General features: G+C 62.2%; 16 protein-coding genes. 9 read left to right on the plus strand and 7 right to left on the minus strand.

The window, feature by feature from the left end; genetic code table 11:
• Positions 1-30 precede the first annotated feature (30 nt).
• From HW556_RS18905 to HW556_RS05850, 4 genes are all read left to right on the plus strand, one after another.
• Entirely contained in the window at positions 31-1254 is a 1224-nt protein-coding gene (locus tag HW556_RS18905) for a glycosyltransferase family 4 protein (protein ID WP_176898880.1), read from the plus strand.
• Positions 1238-2443, plus strand: a complete 1206-nt coding sequence (locus tag HW556_RS05840) for a glycosyltransferase (protein WP_176898882.1) — start codon at positions 1238-1240, stop codon at positions 2441-2443. Before HW556_RS18905 ends, HW556_RS05840 begins: the two co-directional genes overlap by 17 nt.
• Positions 2444-2783: 340 nt before the next feature.
• Positions 2784-4034: a bifunctional 3,4-dihydroxy-2-butanone-4-phosphate synthase/GTP cyclohydrolase II gene (locus HW556_RS05845; RefSeq protein WP_176898883.1), complete on the plus strand. Its 1251-nt coding sequence runs from the start codon at positions 2784-2786 to the stop codon at positions 4032-4034.
• A 118-nt stretch (positions 4035-4152) separates the two neighbouring features.
• Positions 4153-4941 (plus strand): hypothetical protein, encoded by a 789-nt coding sequence (locus HW556_RS05850; RefSeq protein WP_176898885.1) that lies wholly within the window; start codon positions 4153-4155, stop codon positions 4939-4941.
• A gap of 50 nt (positions 4942-4991) precedes the next feature.
• Here the strand turns inward: HW556_RS05850 and HW556_RS05855 are convergent, their stop codons facing one another.
• From HW556_RS05855 to HW556_RS05865, 3 genes are all read right to left on the minus strand, one after another.
• Positions 4992-6728 carry a M14 family metallopeptidase gene (locus tag HW556_RS05855; RefSeq protein ID WP_176898886.1) on the minus strand — a complete coding sequence of 579 codons (1737 nt, stop codon included), beginning with the start codon at positions 6726-6728 and terminating at the stop codon, positions 4992-4994.
• Between the two features lie 33 nt (positions 6729-6761).
• Positions 6762-7175 carry a hypothetical protein gene (locus HW556_RS05860; protein WP_176898889.1) on the minus strand — a complete coding sequence of 138 codons (414 nt, stop codon included), beginning with the start codon at positions 7173-7175 and terminating at the stop codon, positions 6762-6764.
• 69 nt (positions 7176-7244) lie between these two features.
• Positions 7245-7679 carry a DoxX family protein gene (locus HW556_RS05865; protein ID WP_176898890.1) on the minus strand — a complete coding sequence of 145 codons (435 nt, stop codon included), beginning with the start codon at positions 7677-7679 and terminating at the stop codon, positions 7245-7247.
• Positions 7680-7949: 270 nt separating this feature from the next.
• On the opposite strand from HW556_RS05865, the gene surE reads away from it, so the two are divergent.
• Together surE and HW556_RS05875 are read left to right on the plus strand one after the other, a co-directional pair.
• Positions 7950-8846, plus strand: a complete 897-nt coding sequence (gene surE, locus HW556_RS05870) for a 5'/3'-nucleotidase SurE (protein ID WP_176898891.1) — start codon at positions 7950-7952, stop codon at positions 8844-8846.
• A gap of 141 nt (positions 8847-8987) precedes the next feature.
• Positions 8988-9707 carry a TIGR04283 family arsenosugar biosynthesis glycosyltransferase gene (locus HW556_RS05875; RefSeq protein WP_176898892.1) on the plus strand — a complete coding sequence of 240 codons (720 nt, stop codon included), beginning with the start codon at positions 8988-8990 and terminating at the stop codon, positions 9705-9707.
• Between the two features lie 78 nt (positions 9708-9785).
• On the opposite strand, the gene HW556_RS05880 is transcribed toward HW556_RS05875, so the two are convergent.
• Both HW556_RS05880 and HW556_RS05885 read right to left on the minus strand, forming a co-directional pair.
• Positions 9786-11345 (minus strand): ABC transporter permease/substrate-binding protein, encoded by a 1560-nt coding sequence (locus HW556_RS05880; protein WP_176898893.1) that lies wholly within the window; start codon positions 11343-11345, stop codon positions 9786-9788.
• A gap of 131 nt (positions 11346-11476) precedes the next feature.
• Positions 11477-12496 (minus strand): ABC transporter ATP-binding protein, encoded by a 1020-nt coding sequence (locus HW556_RS05885; protein WP_176898894.1) that lies wholly within the window; start codon positions 12494-12496, stop codon positions 11477-11479.
• A gap of 179 nt (positions 12497-12675) precedes the next feature.
• On the opposite strand from HW556_RS05885, the gene HW556_RS05890 reads away from it, so the two are divergent.
• The 3 genes from HW556_RS05890 to HW556_RS05900 all read left to right on the plus strand — a co-directional run bounded on the left by HW556_RS05890 (position 12676) and on the right by HW556_RS05900 (position 15823).
• A complete protein-coding gene (locus HW556_RS05890) occupies positions 12676-13671 on the plus strand; it encodes a DUF1028 domain-containing protein (protein WP_176898897.1) in 996 nt (331 codons plus the stop codon).
• Between the two features lie 11 nt (positions 13672-13682).
• Positions 13683-14279 (plus strand): histidine phosphatase family protein, encoded by a 597-nt coding sequence (locus tag HW556_RS05895; protein ID WP_176898898.1) that lies wholly within the window; start codon positions 13683-13685, stop codon positions 14277-14279.
• Between the two features lie 149 nt (positions 14280-14428).
• Positions 14429-15823 (plus strand): M20/M25/M40 family metallo-hydrolase, encoded by a 1395-nt coding sequence (locus tag HW556_RS05900; RefSeq protein WP_176898900.1) that lies wholly within the window; start codon positions 14429-14431, stop codon positions 15821-15823.
• Positions 15824-15915: 92 nt separating this feature from the next.
• Here HW556_RS05900 and HW556_RS05905 read toward each other — a convergent pair whose 3' ends face one another.
• Positions 15916-16149: a hypothetical protein gene (locus HW556_RS05905; RefSeq protein ID WP_176898902.1), complete on the minus strand. Its 234-nt coding sequence runs from the start codon at positions 16147-16149 to the stop codon at positions 15916-15918.
• 322 nt (positions 16150-16471) lie between these two features.
• On the minus strand, positions 16472-17299 hold the full coding sequence (locus HW556_RS05910) for an OmpA family protein (protein ID WP_176898904.1): 828 nt from the start codon (positions 17297-17299) through the stop codon (positions 16472-16474).
• Positions 17300-17465: the final 166 nt, after the last annotated feature.

Genomic DNA, 17465 nt, shown 5'->3' on the forward strand with positions numbered 1-17465 from the left:
CGCGGAGCCCTTTAAGCTGCCGCTTTCCTCGTGCACATCCTCCAAATCTGCCCGCGCGTTCCGTTTCCGCCCACCGATGGCGGGGCCATTGCCATGTACGACGTGGCCGCCGGCCTGGCCCGCGCTGGCCACCGCGTAACGGTGCTGGCCCTCAACACCCCCAAGCACCACCAGCCCGATACCGTGCTCGACCACCTGGGCGCCAACGTACGTCTGCTGACGGTGAACGTGGATACCCGGCTTTCGCCGCGCAACGCCCTGCAAAACCTGCTTTCCAGCGCGCTGCCCTATAATGTAGAGCGGTTTGTGAGCCCGGCCGTGGAGGCGCAACTAGCCGACTTGCTGGCCCGCGAGAAGTTTGATGTGGTGCAGGTGGAGGGGACCTTTGTGGCCTGGTACGTGGAGGCGCTCAAGCGGCTGGCCCCCACGGTGCCGGTGGTGTTGCGGGCCCACAACGTGGAGCACACCATCTGGCAGATGCTGGCTGACAAAACCCGCAACCCGCTCAAAAAGTGGTATCTGCGCCAGCTGGCCGGCCGGCTGCGGCGCTTCGAGCAGCTGGTGTTGCCCCGCTTCGATGCCGTGGCCGCCATTACCGAGCCCGACCAGCAGCGCCTGCGCCGGCTGGGCTGCTCCGAGCCGGTGGTGTTCGTGCCGGCTGGTGTCGAACTGAGCCGCTTTCGGCCCGACCCGGCCATCCGGCCCCGGCCCCGTACGCTGTGCATGCTGGGCTCGTTTGACTGGCTGCCCAACCAGGAGGGGCTCGACTGGCTGCTGCGCGAGGTCTGGCCCGAGGCCCGGCGGCAATTTCCGGAGTTGCAGCTCCATATAGGCGGCAAAAACATGCCCGAGCGGTTCCGGCAGCTGCGGCTACCCGGCGTCACGGTGCACGGTTTCGTCGAGTCAGCGGCCGCATTTATGCAGCAGTACGAGCTGATGCTGGTGCCGCTGCTGAGCGGGGGCGGCATGCGCATCAAAATCATTGAGGGCATGGCGCTGGGCAAATGCATTCTTAGCACCACGCTCGGAGCCGAAGGCATTCACGTAAAGCCCGGTTTCGATATTGTAGTGGCCGATTCGGCGGCTGAGTGGCTGGCGCAGCTGGGCCGTTATTACCACGCCGAGCTGCCCGCCGCCGCCATCGGGCAGGAGGCCGCCCGCACCATTGCCCGCCGCTACGACAATGCCCGGGTAGTGGAGAGCTTCCTCGATTTGTACACCATTCTGCTGCCCGCCCGTGCCGCCACTACCTGACGCGCTGGCGGCGGCCTGTTTTTGGGTCAGCCTGCTGCTGGTAGCCCACACCTATGTGCTGTACCCGCTGCTGCTGGCCCGCTTGGCCCGCGGCGGCCGGCAAAATGCCGAGGTATACGCCCCCGCTAGTTGGGAGCTGCCGGCCGTGGATGTGCTGCTGGCCGTGTACAATGAGGAGCAGGTAATCGAGGAGAAAATCCGCTCGACTTTCGCCACTACCTACCCGCTGGACAAGCTCACGCTCTACATCGGCTCCGACAACTCCTCCGACCGCACCAACGCCCTCATTACCCAACTAGCCGCCGAATATCCGGGCCTGAAGTTCCGGCCGCTGGAGCAGCGTACCGGCAAGCCCGGCGTGATGGAAGTGCTATCGGAGGAAGCTACTGCGCCGGTGCTGGTGCTCACCGATGCCAACGTGTTTTTCACGCCCGACACGCTCTATGAATTGGTGAAGCACTTCCGCAACCCGGCCATGGGCCTGGTAGGCGGCCACATCCTCAACCCCGACCACCGCCGGGAAGGTATTTCGGGCCAGGAGAAGGCGTATCTGGAGCGCGAAAACCTGATTAAGTACCAGGAAGGCATAGTGTGGGGCAGCATGATCGGGGCGTTTGGGGGCTGCTTTGCGGTGCGCCGCGCCTGCTACCACCCGGCCCCGCGCGGCTTCATCGTCGACGACTTCTTCATCTCGATGGCCGTGCTCCAGAGTGGCTACCAGGCCATCAACGAGCTGGCCGCCGTGTGCCACGAAGACGTGTCGGACCAGCTGCCCGAGGAGTTCCGGCGCAAAGCCCGCATTTCGGCCGGCAACTTCCAGAATCTGGTAGCCTTTCGGAGCTTGCTGTGGCCGCCGTGGCGGGGTGTAGGCTTCGCCTACTGGTCGCACAAGGTGCTGCGCTGGCTTACGCCACTGCTGCTGCTGCTTATGCTGCTAAGTTGCGCGCTGCTGGTGGCGAGGGGCGGCGGCTGGTTGTACCAGCTGCTGCTGGCCGGGCAGCTGGGCGCGCTACTACTGCCGCTGCTCGATGCCGTTTTGCACCGCGTGGGCATTCATCTGCGGCTGCTGCGCTTCATCAGTCACTTCTACTCTATGAACGCGGCGCTGCTGCTGGGTTTCTGGCGCTACCTGCGCGGCATCAGAACGGCCGTTTGGGAGCCTACCGCCCGGTTTCAGGGCAAGCGGTGAGGTGCTTCGGCAAGCTCAGCATAACGGGTTGCTTTCTTGATAACTTAATCCGAGTTGCGAGGTAAATCAGTCGGAACGCTGTAGGGGCGGGGCTTGCCCCCGCTCGCCGTTAGCACTGGCGTTACGAGGCCTTGAAGTACCTGTTCAACGCATCCTTCTGGCGGCCCGGCCCAGAAACGTAGTACTACTGAAGCCGTCCTACACCAATTCAGGGACGGCTGCCAGTTCCGGATTCGTAACTTTGCCCGGCCCGGTTGGTTGTACGGCAGCCCCTTGGTAGTCCGAAGGGCGCCACCGAATCCGGGAAATCCGAAAAAAAATCCGCGCTAATCCGTGATCCATGCTTGACTTGATTGAAGACGCCATTGCCGATATCCGCGCCGGTAAGGTAGTAGTGGTGGTTGATGACGAAGACCGAGAGAACGAGGGCGACTTTATCTGTGCCGCCCGTTGCGCCACGCCCGAAGTCATCAACTTCATGGCTACCCACGGCCGGGGCCTCGTGTGCGCCTCGTTGCCCGAAACCCGCTGCGAAGAACTGGGCCTCGATTTAATGGTGGGCAACAACACGGCCCTGCATGCCACGGCCTTCACGGTAAGCGTCGATTTGCTTAAGAACGGCGTGACGACCGGCATTTCTGCTTCCGACCGCTCCAAGACCATTCTGGCCCTCATCGACCCCGAAACCAAGCCCGAGGAGCTGGGTAAGCCAGGCCACATTTTCCCGCTCAAGGCCCGCAAAGAAGGCGTGCTTCGCCGCGCCGGCCACACCGAGGCAGCCGTAGACCTGGCCCGCTTAGCAGGTTTCGAGCCGGCTGGGGTGCTGGTGGAAATTTTGAAGGAGGACGGCGAAATGGCCCGCCTGCCCGAGCTGCGCGAAATTGCCGACAAGTGGAACCTGAAGCTGATTTCGGTACAGGACCTCATCACGTACCGCCTCGAAAAGGAAAGCCTGATTGCCCGCGAAATCTCGGTGCGCCTGCCCACCGATTTCGGCGACTTCGACCTAATTGCCTACACCCAGCAGAGCAACAACACCCAGCACCTGGCGCTGGTAAAAGGGGATATTTCGGGCCCCGAGCCGGTGCTCGTGCGCGTGCATAGCTCCTGCGTAACAGGCGACATTTTCGGCTCGTGCCGCTGCGACTGTGGCCCCCAGCTGCACCGCGCCATGCAGCAGATTGAGCGCGAGGGTCGTGGCGTTATCGTGTACATGAACCAGGAGGGCCGGGGCATTGGCCTGCTCAATAAGCTGCGGGCCTACAAGCTCCAGGAGCAAGGCCGCGACACCGTAGAGGCCAACCTAGAGCTGGGCTTCGGCATGGATGAGCGCGACTACGGCGTAGGCGCCCAGATTCTGCGCGATTTGGGCATCAGCCAGATGCGGCTGCTCTCCAACAACCCCCGCAAGCGTACCGGCCTTATCGGTTACGGCTTGGAGGTGGTCGAGTCGGTGGCTATTGAAGTGGAGCCCAACGAGCACAACCAGCAATACCTCACTACCAAGCGCGACAAGCTGGGCCACACCATTCTGCACCAGACCGGCGCTGCTAGCCCGGTTGCCGAAGTGCCCGGTGTTACGGGTCAGTAAGCCTCAGTAAGTCTTCTTTCTTATCCGCCGGGCCCGGTCAGCATTGCTGGCCGGGCCCGGCGCGTAGGGCTAGGTAACGAAGCGTGCGAATGTGGGGGCAATCAGCTAACTTCCGGATATGAGAAACCTACTTTATCCGCTTCTATTGACGTTGGTACTGCCGCTGGCGGCCGCAGCTCAGCGTGGGGGCGGCCAGGGCTTTACCCAGCAGTTCAACCAAGGCAGCGTGCTGCTTAGCTCGGGCGACAGTATCAGCGGGCCGCTGGCGCTGCACCGGGGCGAGGAAACGCTGACGATGACGCTAGCCGACAACACTGTGCGTACGCTGCCCGCCGTGAACGTGCAGAGTTTCGCGGTGCGCGGCGAGCAATACGACCAAAGCCGCGAGCGGCTGTACTACGACGATTTTTATGCCATGCGGCAGGGCTACTACTCGGGCAACCCCGGGTTTGGGGCCACCCCGCCGCCGCGCCGCCGCGAGCGGGCCGATACCAACCTGCTGCGTGTGTTCCGGGTGTACCGCTGGAACCGCGACAATGACTATAGCGACTTTAAGGCCCCCGGTTTTTTTGAGCAGCTTAGTAGCGGCCCCATAATTCTGCTGCGCCGCGAGGGCCTGGTAGAACGGCCCATTACAGCTGGCGGCCCCTACGGCTATGGTGGCTACAATGGTATGCCTGGCCGTACCATGGGCTACTACACCGAAGTCAAGGATAACTTCTTCCTGGGTTTGCCCGACGGCACCGTGCTGCCGTTGCGTACACCCAAAAAAGACCTGCCCAGCTACTTCCGGGCGCAGGCCCGCCAACTAGCCCAATACGCCAAAACCAACAACCTCAACTATGCCGAGGCCCGCGACCTGGCTTACCTGGTAAACTATGCCAACTCGTTGAGGATAAGTGAATAAAATGTATAAAGCGGAAGTATTGGTTAACCCAACCTCCCCCGCGTTAATCGTTACAAAACCCGCAGTACGGGGTAGCGCAGGTGGCTGGGTTCGTAGTGGTCTGATTGACGATAAAGCCAGTCGAGCTGGGCGGGGCCACTGGCGGCAAAGGCAGGGTCGGTCTGCTTTTTCTGGTTGAGCTGGGCCTGTAGTTCGGGCTTCTGGCGGAGCAGGTTGGCGGCCAGGTCCTCGAACACGTAGTCGGAGAAGTGCTCCTTTTGCTGCAAGATGCTGTCGAAGAAACCCCAGGCGAAAAACGAGTCGGTGGCCTGGGGCTCCAGGGTTTCGATGAGGTAGCGTGCGGCGGGCTGGTTTAAGGAAATGTAGTAGTCGCCGCGTAGCAGCTGGCGGGGCTGGCGCACCGGGCGCAACTGCACCCCCGAGTGCAGGTAGTGGCCCTCGTAGGGCCGGGGGCTGGTTTTGTAGTCTTGGATATAGTAGGTTTCGCCGTTGATAACGGTATCTGCCGACAGCTGCCGCAGTTGCACGCCCGAGAGGCGCAGGCGCTCGGCCACCTCGCCCCAGGCCTGAGGCAGCACATAAGCGCGGGGGCGCTGCACGGTAGCCGTGGGCCGAAAGGTGTTGTAGTAGGGGATGGATTTGGTGTAAGGCGCTTTCCGGTCGTAGTATAGCCGGGGCTGGCCACTCACGTCGCTGGGTTTGGTTTTGCCCTCGTAGCCGCGGAACGTGAACTGCTCGGCCTGGGTGGTATCGAGCCGCCAGCCAAGAGCAAACTCCTGCTGCTGCTGGCTGAGGCGGGCGGCCTCGGTGCGGGCCGTTGCCAGCGCTGCCTTCTGCTGCTGCACAGTGCCAATCAGCAAGCTCAGAAAATCATAGGTGGCGCGCACCCGCGGCGTGTAAGCTTTCAGCATGTGCGTTTCCGTAACGAAGCCGATGGTGTTGAACAGCGTGGTGTAGCCGGTGGAGTAGCGCGGGCTCTCCAGGAAACCCACCAGGCCCCGGGCATCGGGCGTGCGGCCGTTAAAATCCACGTAGGGGCTCAGATACCACTTTTGCTTGTCCATGCCGCCGTAGAGGGCCGGCAGCAGTTGCTGCTGCATGTACTGGCTCAGGGCAGGGTGCAGCTTGTCTTTCTGGGTGGCGATGAGCGTGAGCGTGTACTGGTAATCGGCGCCGTTGGAGGTGTGGGTGTCCACGTACACATCGGGCTGCCAGCGCTGAAACAGGGCCGCAAACGAGCGGGCATTGCGCGAATCCTGCTTGATGTAGTCGCGGTTGAGGTCGAGGTTGCGGGCGTTGCCGCGGAAGCCGTAGCTCTCGGGCCCGTTCTGGTTGGTGCGGGTGCTGGAGTTGCGGTTGAGCGCGCCGCCCACATTGTAAATCGGGATGATGACCAGCACCACATCATCGAGCTGGCGGTGCAGGGCCTTTTTCTGCACGTAGTCGCGGGCCAGCATCAGGCTGGCGTCAATGCCCTCGGGCTCGCCGGGGTGGATGCCGTTCTGGATAAACACAATGCGCCGGCCCTTGGCCCGCAGCGAGGCCGGCTCCATGTCGCCATCGGCCGAAACCACTACCACGTGCAGGGGCTGGCCGCTGTCGGTGGTGCCCGCCTCGCGCAGCTGGATTTCGGGATACGCCGCATCGAGCCGCTGGTAGTAGCCGATGCACTCGTCATAGGTGGCGGTGGTGTTACCGTTGCCCTGCTCGAAGGGCGTGCGCCAGTCGGCCGGATCCGGGCTGGTGGGCGTGGTCAGCAGCAAGGAGAGCAGGGAAAGCAGGAGCATGAGGCGAAACTAGCGTATTGATAAAGTTTGATTCTAGTTCGGCTTATAATAAAATTTAAAGTTCTCAAACATTGTTCCTGAGATACCCTTGCCATCAGGGACTAGCGTTATACTTCCCGGCTTTATCTTTATAATTCTCCCATTTAATTCTCCGTCATCACGTTTTGTATAGACTGCCTTCTCTTTTTCGTCATATTCCCACGTCCCAGTTAGTAAAGAGCCATCTTCAATATAGAGCACGTATTTACCATTCTGCTTAAACTCATACTCATCGTGTGGGGCTTGTGAGAGGTCTATCTTACTTCCGTCTGCCGTTCCATAATCTAATTTCCAGCGACGAAAAAACTCTTTTGGCAAACCTGAATTTGATATTTGCTGTGCCTTTTCTTGTGCCACGCAAGAAATAGAAATCAGCAAGTAAGCCAATACAATGAATGCATTTTTCATACTATGTATCCTCATGGAATTTATCCTCAAAAGAGAGTATGTGGTTACAGTTTAGCTACTCCTTAATCCTTAGTACAGCCGGCGGGCAGCCGGGAACAGTACCTGATCGAGGCTGAAGCGGCCGGGGCCGGTAAAAGCCAGTCCCAGGAAAAGGAAGGCCGATTCGAGTGCGTGCGAGTAGCCGCTGAAGTCGTCGCCCTTGCTCAGGTGCATAACGGTAGCCATTATCATGGTGCCGAGCAGCAGCGCGCAGGTCCAGCGGAAGAACAGGCCAACCGCCAGCAGCTGGCCGCCGATAGCCTCAGCAAACGCGGCCAGAAAGCCCCAGAAGGCGGGTGCAAAATCGAGCCCCACCAGCTTCATTACACCCCCGAGTTCGGCCCAGGCGGCCGGGCCGCCCGTGAGCTTGGGGTAGCCATGCACGGTGAACATAAAACCAATGCCAACACGTAGCAGCAGCAGGCCTAAATCATGCGTGCGGTAACGATTTTCAAATAAAGCCATAAGCAGGTGGGCAGGCGGGCCAGGGCAGAAAGTAGGACAAAAACGGCCCGCCACAAGGGCTGGAACGTATATAGGCGTGGCAAAATACATTATTTGTAGCATTGTCCAAGTGGCAGAGCCGGTATGGGGCCGGGCGCCACGGTTGAGCCTGTTGCGGCGCGGAGGCCGGCCGGTGGTGGCCCGTCCCGTAAAACATCCGGGCGGGGAGGGGCGTTAAGAAGCACGTCTGCCGGGGGGCATACCTTTGCCCGGCAACTTCTTTTTATTCTCATGAGCCTGTTTCCTGTGTCAACTTCAGCCCCTGCCAAGCCGCTTATTCTTATTTCCAACGACGACGGCATTACGGCCCCCGGTATTGCCACGCTCGTACGCGTAATGCGCCGGCTGGGCGAAGTGGTGGTGGTAGCGCCCAACTCGCCTCAGTCGGGCATGGGCCACGCGATTACCATTGGTAAGCCGTTGCGCCTAGATGCCAGCCCCATTTTTGAGGGTATCGAAGCCTACGAGTGCAGTGGCACGCCCGCCGACTGCGTGAAACTGGCCAAGCACCACGTCCTCAAGGACCGACGCCCCGATCTGGTGGTATCGGGCATCAACCACGGCTCCAACTCGGCCGTGAATGTGCTGTACTCGGGCACCATGTCGGCCGCTATTGAGGCCGCTATTGAGGGGCTGCCGGCCATTGGCTTCTCGCTCTGCGACTACGGCCACGACGCGGACTTCTCGCACGCCGAGGAATGGGTGGAGCGCTTGGCCCGGCAGGCCCTAGAGCACGGTATTCCGGCCGGCACGGCCCTGAACGTGAACATTCCGAAGAAATCGGACCAGCCCATTGCCGGCGCCTTGCTGTGCCGCCAGGCCCGCGCCAAGTGGCAGGAAGAGTTCGACCTGCGCCACGACCCCTACAAGCGGCCCTACTACTGGCTTATCGGCTCGTTTGTGAACGAGGACCCGCGTCAGGATACGGATGAGTATGCGCTGGCCAACAATTATGTATCCATCGTGCCCTGCCAGTACGACCTGACTTCGCAGCCGGGTTTGCATGAGATGCAGCAAAGCTGGGAGCTGTCGGCATCCGGTTCGGCCGCCTCCTCTCCGGCACTGCCTTTGGATTCGCCGGGCAGCGCCACCCCCGGTCCTGGCGAATCGGCTTCGGGTCTGGGGTAGAAGCAAGGAAGCAGGGAGTGGCTTGGGTCGAAATAGAGGTTAGGCGAGACTGTAACGGGAAAACAGCTGCGCCTTGAGCGCTTGTCTGCCAACTGCGTATGTTAAGGCCCGATTGCGCCCGCCTACTCACTATACGTATCCATGCCTTCCGGCCCCGTTACCCCGCCGCTGTTCGTTAGCATCATCATTCCCACCTTCAACGAAGGCGGCCACATCGGCCGGCTGCTGTTTCACCTGCGGGCTATCAGCGGCCCCGATGCGGCCGTGGAAATAGTGGTGGCCGACGGGGGGAGCCTCGATGATACGGCCACCGAAGCCACCGCCCACGGTGCTCGGGTGGTGCAGTGCCCGTGCCGGGGCCGGGCCGCCCAGCTCAACTACGGGGCCGCCCACGCCCGCGGGCAAATCCTGTATTTTCTGCACGCCGATTCGCTGCCGCCCGCCACGTTGCTGCCCGATTTGCGCGAGGCCGTGGCGGCTGGGGCCACGGCTGGCTGCTACCGCCTCAGCTTCGACGAGCCGCACTGGTTTCTGGCCGCCAACGCCTGGTTTACGCGGTTCAATTTCAACGGCATCCGCTACGGCGACCAGAGCCTGTTTGTGCAGCGGGCGGTGTTTAAGCAAGCGGGCGGCTACCGCGAGCAAATGCAGCTGCTCGAAGATCAGGAAATTGTGGGTCGGCTGCGGCAACACGGGCCGTTTCGGGTGCTGTCAGGCTACATCACCACCTCGGCCCGCAAGTACCGCCGTAACGGTATTTACCGTTTACAGGGCGTGTTTGCGCTGCTAACCGGGCTGTTCTGGCTCGGCGTGCCGCAGCCCCGGCTGGTGCAGCTGTACAAGCGGCTGGTGCGGGGGTAGGGGCGGGGCTTAGCTTCGCTGTCCTTCGCTCACATCGTTGCAACAATAATCGTTTAATGGCGGTGACAAGCTCCGTCTCTACTTCAAATACCCGCTCAGCTCCGATACCGAGCTAATACCCAGCTGCTCGGCCTGTTGGCGGCGCATGAGCAGCGCGTACGTGTTGTTGAAACCCAGCGGCGCTAGCCACTCCAAGTTGTAGTGGCGGCGGTACTCGCGGCGCACGTAGGCCAGCACCGCGGCCGGGTCGGGGCCCAGCGAATCGAGCACGGCGGCCGAAGGCTGGAGCACCACCAGCAGGCCGGTGCCGGTGTATTCGGGGTACAGGTCGATGGCGCCGGTGCGCAGCGCGTCGGCGCAGATGCTGGTGCCACCCAGGCCCGTTTTGGCCTCCACGCCCAGGTTGGTGTAGCCTCTGATGAGGGCCGCATACATTTCAGCCAGAATATACTGCTCGCCAAAAATCTTGGAGCCCAGCCGAATAGTGGCCCCGGTGGCGGGCTGCGGTTCGCGCCACAGGCCGCGGCGGCGCAAAAAATCGTGGGCCACGGCGCGGGGCGTTTCATGGCGGATATCCACCCGGTAGTTCAGTTCCGTCATCACTGAATCAGAGAGTTGGCCGGCCAGCAAGGCCAGCGTGGGGGCCAGCTCGGGATGAGCCTGCAGCGTTTGGCGACGCACCACCGGCACGGCCTGGTAAGGCGGAAAGGCGTGGCGGTCGTCGCGTAGCACCCGCAGGTCGTAGGCCCGGATGCGGCCGTCGGTCGAGTAGCCGTCAATCAGGTCCACATCACCGCTGCGCACAGCCTCGTACACCAGCGCCGGAGCCAGCACCACCGAGGCCGGGTTGAGGCCATAAAGCTGGCGCAGGCCCGGCAGCCCATCAGAGCGGCCCACAAACTCGGGGCTAAAGCCGGCCAGCAGCTTGCTGGCGGCGCGGGGCAGCAGGTAAAGGCACGCCAGCAGGGGCAACGCCAATAGCAGTGCCCGCCCGGCCCACCTCAGCCGTCGTCCGCGCAGGTGTTGCAGCCCGGCCAGTGCCCCATCAAACAGCAAAGCCAGTGCGGCGGCCGGAATGGCGCCCGCCAGAATCATGACCGGGTTGTTCAAGGCAATGCCGCCGAAGATAAATTCGCCCAGTCCGCCCGCTGCCACGTAGGCCGCCAGTGTAGCCACCCCCACGTTTATCACGGCCGCCGTGCGGATGCCGGCCAGCAGCACCGGCATAGCCAGCGGCAGCTCCACGCGGCGCAGCACCTGCCCATCGGTCAGGCCCAGTCCCCGGGCGGCGTCCACCACGGCCGCATCTACGCCCTGCACGCCCGCCAGCGTATTGCGCACAATGGGCAGCAGCGAGTACAGGAACAACGCCAGAATAGCCGGCCCCGGCCCGATGCCTAATACCGGAATCAGGAAGCCGAGCAGCGCAATGCTCGGGATGGTTTGCAGCACGCCGGCCCCACCCAGCACCCAGGGCGCCAGCCGTGGCCGGCGCGTTAGCAGCAGCCCCAGGGGCACGCCCACCGCCACTCCCGCCAGCAGCGAAGCCGCCGTAAGCCCGATGTGCTGTAGGGTTTGCTGTCCCAGCTTGTCGGCCTGCGCCTGCCAAAAGGCGAAGAGTTCAGTAAGGATGTTCAAAGGGGGTGATGGGGTGAGGAGGTGAGGAATAGAACGAGTAGGGGCGGGGCTTGTCCCCGCCCGCCGTTCAACGGCAACGTCTGGTTTCGTTCAACCGTAGGGGCGGGGGCAAGCCCCGCCCCTACGGTTGTTCAATCTTCTGCTGCCAGCCGCCGCACGGCCCGGCCAAAAGCGGCCATGAGCGTAGCGTAGGTGAGGGGCCGAACCGTACTGTCGGACACCCGCATCCACACCACCGGCTCGCCGGAGTGCCGGGCCGGAGCGTGGCTTAGCTGCTCCAGCGCTAGTTGTACCGATGCAGTAAGTGGAAGTGTATTAAAATCTGATTCATTGTTAGTTACGACTCGATTTATAGCCTCCGGTAGCTCGCCCAGCACGTCCTCCAGTCGCAGGGCCCGCAGCTGCAGCGCCAGCTGTTCGGCGGCGAAAAAGCGGCGCACGAAGTCGTTGGCGGGGCGCAGCAGCAGCTCGCGGGGCGGGCCCAGCTGCTGCACCTGGCCGGCGTCGAGCAGCAGAATCTGGTCGGCCAGCTCGAAGGCTTCGGTTACGTCGTGAGTTACCAGCACCATCGTTTTACTGCGCAGCTCGGGCAGCTCCCGGAACTCGCGCCGGATGCTGGCCCGCGTGATGGGGTCGAGGGCGCCGAAGGGTTCGTCGAGCAGCACGATGGGCGGGTCGGCGGCCAGGGCTCGGGCCAGGCCCACGCGCTGCTGCTGCCCCCCCGAAAGCTGGCTGGGGTACTGCCCCGCAAACCGCTCGGGCGGCAGGTGCAGCCGGGTCAGCAGCTCGTTGGTGCGGGCCGCCACCGCGGCCGGGGCGTGGTTCAGCAGCCGCGGCACCACGGCCACGTTTTCGGCCACTGTGTAGTGCGGCAGCAGCCCCACCTGCTGAATCACGTAGCCCATACCGCGGCGCAGCTGCTCGGCCGGCTGGCTCCGCGCATCCTGCCCGTTGATGAACACGGTGCCGGAATCAGGCTCCACGAGGCGGTTGAGCATGCGCAGCAGCGTGGTTTTGCCGCAGCCGCTGGGCCCCAGCAGCACCAGCGTCTGGCCCGCTTCCACCCGAAACGACACATCCTGCACCGCCGCGTGGGCGCCGTAGTGCTTGCGCAGGTTGCGGGCTTCGATAGCGGGTGGAGGCTCGGGCATGGGGGCAAGATAAGCGGCCGGGTGCGAACCCGGGCCGAGGCGCCGGGGCTGCCGGGGCCGGGCCGTTACTACCGTTCGGGCAGCCGAAAGTTGCCAGCCCGGGCTGGCGGGCTCCGCCTAATCGGCCCGCAAACCCAATAAACTTGCGCTACGTGCCTATTCTGACTTAGCTTTAAGCCATGATAAACCGCATTCTGCCTTTGCTGGCGCTGTGCCTGGCGCTGGCCGGGTCCGCCACCGCCCAGATATACCGCGCCACCGACCCGCTGGCCCACACCTATAGCATCGTGGCCCGCGACCCGCGCACCGGCGAGTTGGCCGTGGCCGTACAGAGCCACTGGTTTTCGGTGGGCACGAGCGTAAGCTGGGCAGAAGCCGGGGTGGGGGCCATTGCCACCCAGTCGTTCACCAACAAATCGTTCGGCCCGCGGGGGCTGGCGCTGCTTAAAAGCGGCCAGTCGGCCCAGCAGACCCTCGACGAGCTGCTGCGCACCGACGAAGGCCGCGACGTGCGTCAGGTAGCCATCGTGGACAACCAGGGCCGGGTGGCCACCCATACCGGGGCCAAGTGCATCGATTTTGCCGGCCACCAACAGGGTGCGCAGTTTTCGGTGCAGTCGAACATGATGCTGACGGAACAGGTGCCGGCTGCCATGGCCCGCGCCTTCGAGCGCAACGCCCAGCTGCCGCTGCCCGAGCGTCTGCTCGCGGCCCTGGAAGGCGCCCAGGCCGCGGGCGGCGACATCCGGGGCCGGCAGTCGGCGGCGCTGCTGGTGGTGCGCGGCACGGCCAGCGCCGAGCCCTGGACCGACCGCCTGGTAGATTTGCGCGTGGACGACAGCGCCGAACCCCTGCGCGAGCTGGGCCGTCTGCTGCGCCTGCGCCGGGCCTACGAGCACATGAACGCCGGCGATTTGGCCGTAGAGAACAACGACGTGCCCGGCGCCATCCGCGAATACGAGGCCGCCGAAAAGCTCTTCCCCGACAACCTGGAAATGCAGTACTGGCACGCCATCAGCCTGGCCAACAAGCAGCGCCTGCCCGAAGCCCTGAAGCTGCTGCGGCCCATCTTCAAACAAGAGCCCAACTGGCGGCTGCTGACCGAGCGCCTGCCCAAAGTGGGCCTGCTTAGCGTGAGTGCCGCCGAATTGAAACAGATCTTAAACGCGAAATAATGCGGCAACTGATGAACTCTACAACCAAAACCCCGCGCCCCCTGGCCGCCTGGGGGCTGCTTCTGGCCGGCTGGCTGCTGCTGTTCGGTTTGGCTGCGGCCTGCGTGCGCAAGCCCGGCCCCACTGAGGCTGCCCTGGGCCCCGAAACCCGGGTGTACGTGGTGCGCCACGCCGAAAAAGACCTTACGCCCGGCTTGCCCGACCCGCCCCTGACGGCCGCCGGCCAGGCCCGCGCCCAGGCCCTGGCCGCCGTTATTCCGCGCCAGACGCGCCTGAGCGCCATTTTCAGCACCAACACGGCCCGCACCCAGGCCACGGTGGCTCCGCTGGCCGCCGCCCGCCGCCTGCCGGTGCTGGTCTACGATGCCCGCGAGCTGCCCGCGCTGGCCGCCCGCATCCGCCGCGACTACCCCAACCAGAACGTGCTGGTGGTGGGTCACTCCAACACCATCCTCGAAACCGCGGAGGCCCTGGGTGCCCCCCGGCCCGTGCCCACCGTGCCCGATGAAATCTACGATTACCTGCTGGAAGTGCATCTTCCCACCGATGCCACCCGCCCCGCCACGGCCGTTGCCCACCGCTACGGCGCGTCGTCCGTCAACCAGTAGTCCTCATCAGGAATAGCAGTCATCAATGGTTTTCATCGGCGGGCCAGTAGGTTGGTGGGCCGGTGGCTTGGTCGGCTGCAACCGGCCGGCTCGTTTTGGCTCTATAGACTTCTATTCCGACTTTTTTAGCCGCTTTCCGCTCCCTGCTTATGCCAATTGCTTTCCTGCGCCGCGCCCTGGTGCTAGCCCTGCTACTGCCCGCCGCCCCGCTGGCCGTGCGGGCCCAGGCGCCCACCGCCACCGACTCGGTCAATATCCGCCGGATTTACGACGAAGCCCTGGCCCGCGGGCAGAGCTACGAGAACCTGCGCTACCTCACCGGCCAGATTGGCGCCCGCCTCAGCGGCTCGCCCCAGGCCGCCCAAGCCGTGCAATGGGGCCAGACGACTATGGAAAAGCTTGGCCTCGACCGCGTGTATCTGCAGGAAGTGATGGTGCCCCACTGGGTGCGCGGGGCCAAGGAAAAGGCCAGCATCCGGGGCGATAAGGGCAAGGGCGTGAACCTGAACGTGGTGGCGCTGGGGGGCTCGGTGGGCACCGGCGGCAAGCTGCGCGCCGGCGTGGTAGAGGTGCAGAGTCTGGCCGAGCTGGCCGCGTTGCCCGAAGCCAAAGTGAAGGGTAAGTTCGTGTTCTTCAACCGCCCCATGAACCCGCTACATGTGGAAACTGGCAAAGCCTACGGTGAGGCCGGCGACCAGCGCCGCTCCGGCGCTGCGGCCGCCGCCAAGCGCGGGGCCGTGGGCGCACTCGTGCGCAGCCTCACCCTGGCCCACGACGATTTGCCCCATACCGGCACTATGAGTTACCAGGAAGGTGTAACGCAGGTGCCCGCCGCCGCCCTCAGCACCATTGGTGCCGACCAGCTCAGCCAGCTGCTCAAGGCCGACTCCAACCTGAGCGTGGAGCTGGAAATGAGCTGCCAAACCCTGCCCGACGTGAAAAGCTACAACGTCATCGGTGAAATCAAGGGCTCTAAATACCCCGACCAGATCATCACCGTGGGCGGCCACCTCGACTCCTGGGACTTGGGCCAGGGTGCCCACGACGACGGCACCGGTTGCGTGCAGAGCATGGAGGCGTTACGCCTACTGAAGGCTACCGGCCTGCGCCCCGAGCGCACCCTGCGGGCCGTGCTGTTCATGAACGAGGAAAACGGCAACCGCGGCGGCCTCAAATACGCCGAAGTAGCCAAAGCCAACAACGAAAACCACCTCGCCGCCCTGGAATCCGATGGTGGCGGCTTCACGCCCCGGGGCTTCAACATTGAAGCGGCCCCGGCCGTGGTACGCAAAATTGAGGCCTGGCAGCCGCTGTTCGTACCCTACAACAGCGGGCAGTTCGCGCAAGGCCACGCCGGCACCGACATCGGCCCGCTTAAAGACCAGGCCAAGGCCCTGTTCGGCTACGACTGCGACTCGCAGCGCTACTTCGACATTCACCACACCGCCGCCGACACGTTTGACAAGGTGAACCGGCGCGAGTTGGAACTGGGCGGTGCCAGCATGGCCGCGCTGGTGTATTTGCTCAGCAAATACGGACTATAAGAATATCGTCAGCTTTCAGAAATGTGACATAATAAAAGTGCCCGGCTGCCATTGGCAGCCGGGCACTTTCAGTTCTACGCTTACCGAAAATATTATTCGGCGGCAGCGTTTTTGCGCGGACGACCGGGGCCTTTGCCAGTGTTGTTGGCGGCGCGTGGCTTACGCTCTTTCTTCTCAATTTTGTAGCTAGGGTCCAGCATAGCGTTCATTTCTTCCATCATGCTGTTGATTTTAGAAGCCTGCTTCCGAATGCGGGTCAGGAGCGCGTGGTTGTCTTCGGCGCTATTGAGAATTTCCTGGAGCTTATTAAGGTCGTTGGTTGCCATTAGGAAAATAAATGGGTTGAGAAGTTATGAGGTTGTAAAGTTGCCTGTTTATTTTTATTTCACAAGCATTTAGGTGTTCGAAATAATCCCGATACGTGAAAAGCAATAATATATCTGGCCCGGAGAATAAATAAAGTGACGCCATAAAAGCAGGTAGCCTGTTTGCCCTGTTATCAGCCCGGGTAAACAGGCTACCTGCTTTTTAGAATATTATTGGTCAGGCCAGTCGCAAGATTAACTGCCGGGAGACATAGTTTTTACCCACAAAGTACTGACTACGGAGTACGCTGTAGTATGGGAGAAACCATTGGCTGAAAGCGCGTTAATTCTGTTCCAGAATTTGAAACAGCTCATCGAGCTTAGGCGTCAGAATAATTTCGGTACGGCGGTTAAGCGCCTTGTTGGCGGGGGTGTCGTTGGTTGCAATGGGCACAAATTGCGCCCGTCCCGAAGGCGTTACCTGCGAATCAGAAAGGCCCGATTCGGTGAGAATACGGGTGATTTCAGTTGCCCGTAACACGCTCAAATCCCAGTTGTCCTTCGCCCCGTTCACCACGCCGCGCACCGGCACGTTGTCGGTGTGGCCTTCCACCAGCACGTTCACGTCCTGGTTGCCTTTGAGAGCCGCCGCCAGTTTCTTGAGGGCTTCCTGGCCTTTGGGGTCTACTTTGGTCGAGCCCGATTTGAAGAGTAGCTGCTCGGAAAGCGACACGTACACTTTGCCGTTTTTAACGTTTACCTGCAAATCCTGGGCGTTGAAACCAAGCAGCGCGTCGCCTACTTTTTGGCGCAACGCCTTCACGGCGGCTTCCTTCTGGTCAAGCACGCGCTGCATTTCGGCAATGCGCTCTTCCTTGGTACGCAAATCGGTGGAAAGCTGCGAATTTTCCTGCTGGGCTCCGCTCAGGCTTTGGTTGAGTTGGTTTACCTGCTGATTTTTAGAAAGTAAATTACTGCGCAACGATTCTTCATTGCGCGCCTTCTCATTTTCGAGGGCCGATTTTTCAACCTGTAGTTGGTCGCGGGCCTGGGCCGCCTCCTGAAATGAGCGTTGCGCAGCGTCAAATTTTTTCTGCGACACGCAGCTGGCCGAGCCAACAAGCAGGGCCGCTCCGCAGAGCACTTTGGGGAAAACGGAAGAAAAGAACATACGAGTAGTAGAAATAAAAAAACAGTGAAGCGGTAGAAAAAAAACTGCCCCAAAAATAATTTTGTGGAGCTACCCCGCTACAACGGCTCAACCGTAGGCCTGGTTGTCGACCAGTGTGCCGTCGATGCTTCGTCAAACGGGGCTTTATTGTACCTTCGAATCTGAA

It is taken from the genome of Hymenobacter terrestris, assembly GCF_013377905.1.
In the GTDB taxonomy this organism is placed as follows: Bacteria; Bacteroidota; Bacteroidia; order Cytophagales; family Hymenobacteraceae; genus Hymenobacter; species Hymenobacter terrestris.

Bases quoted from the DNA above. Each gene is read 5' to 3' on its own strand.
- HW556_RS05845 (WP_176898883.1), top strand. From the start codon at position 2,784: ATGCTTGACTTGATTGAAGACGCCATTGCCGATATCCGCGCCGGTAAG.
- HW556_RS05850 (WP_176898885.1), top strand. From the start codon at position 4,153: ATGAGAAACCTACTTTATCCGCTTCTATTGACGTTGGTACTGCCGCTG.
- HW556_RS05855 (WP_176898886.1), bottom strand. From the start codon at position 6,728: ATGCTCCTGCTTTCCCTGCTCTCCTTGCTGCTGACCACGCCCACCAGC.
- HW556_RS05860 (WP_176898889.1), bottom strand. From the start codon at position 7,175: ATGAAAAATGCATTCATTGTATTGGCTTACTTGCTGATTTCTATTTCT.
- HW556_RS05865 (WP_176898890.1), bottom strand. From the start codon at position 7,679: ATGGCTTTATTTGAAAATCGTTACCGCACGCATGATTTAGGCCTGCTG.
- surE (WP_176898891.1), top strand. From the start codon at position 7,950: ATGAGCCTGTTTCCTGTGTCAACTTCAGCCCCTGCCAAGCCGCTTATT.
- HW556_RS05875 (WP_176898892.1), top strand. From the start codon at position 8,988: ATGCCTTCCGGCCCCGTTACCCCGCCGCTGTTCGTTAGCATCATCATT.
- HW556_RS05885 (WP_176898894.1), bottom strand. From the start codon at position 12,496: ATGCCCGAGCCTCCACCCGCTATCGAAGCCCGCAACCTGCGCAAGCAC.
- HW556_RS05890 (WP_176898897.1), top strand. From the start codon at position 12,676: ATGATAAACCGCATTCTGCCTTTGCTGGCGCTGTGCCTGGCGCTGGCC.
- HW556_RS05895 (WP_176898898.1), top strand. From the start codon at position 13,683: ATGAACTCTACAACCAAAACCCCGCGCCCCCTGGCCGCCTGGGGGCTG.
- HW556_RS05900 (WP_176898900.1), top strand. From the start codon at position 14,429: ATGCCAATTGCTTTCCTGCGCCGCGCCCTGGTGCTAGCCCTGCTACTG.
- HW556_RS05905 (WP_176898902.1), bottom strand. From the start codon at position 16,149: ATGGCAACCAACGACCTTAATAAGCTCCAGGAAATTCTCAATAGCGCC.
- HW556_RS05910 (WP_176898904.1), bottom strand. From the start codon at position 17,299: ATGTTCTTTTCTTCCGTTTTCCCCAAAGTGCTCTGCGGAGCGGCCCTG.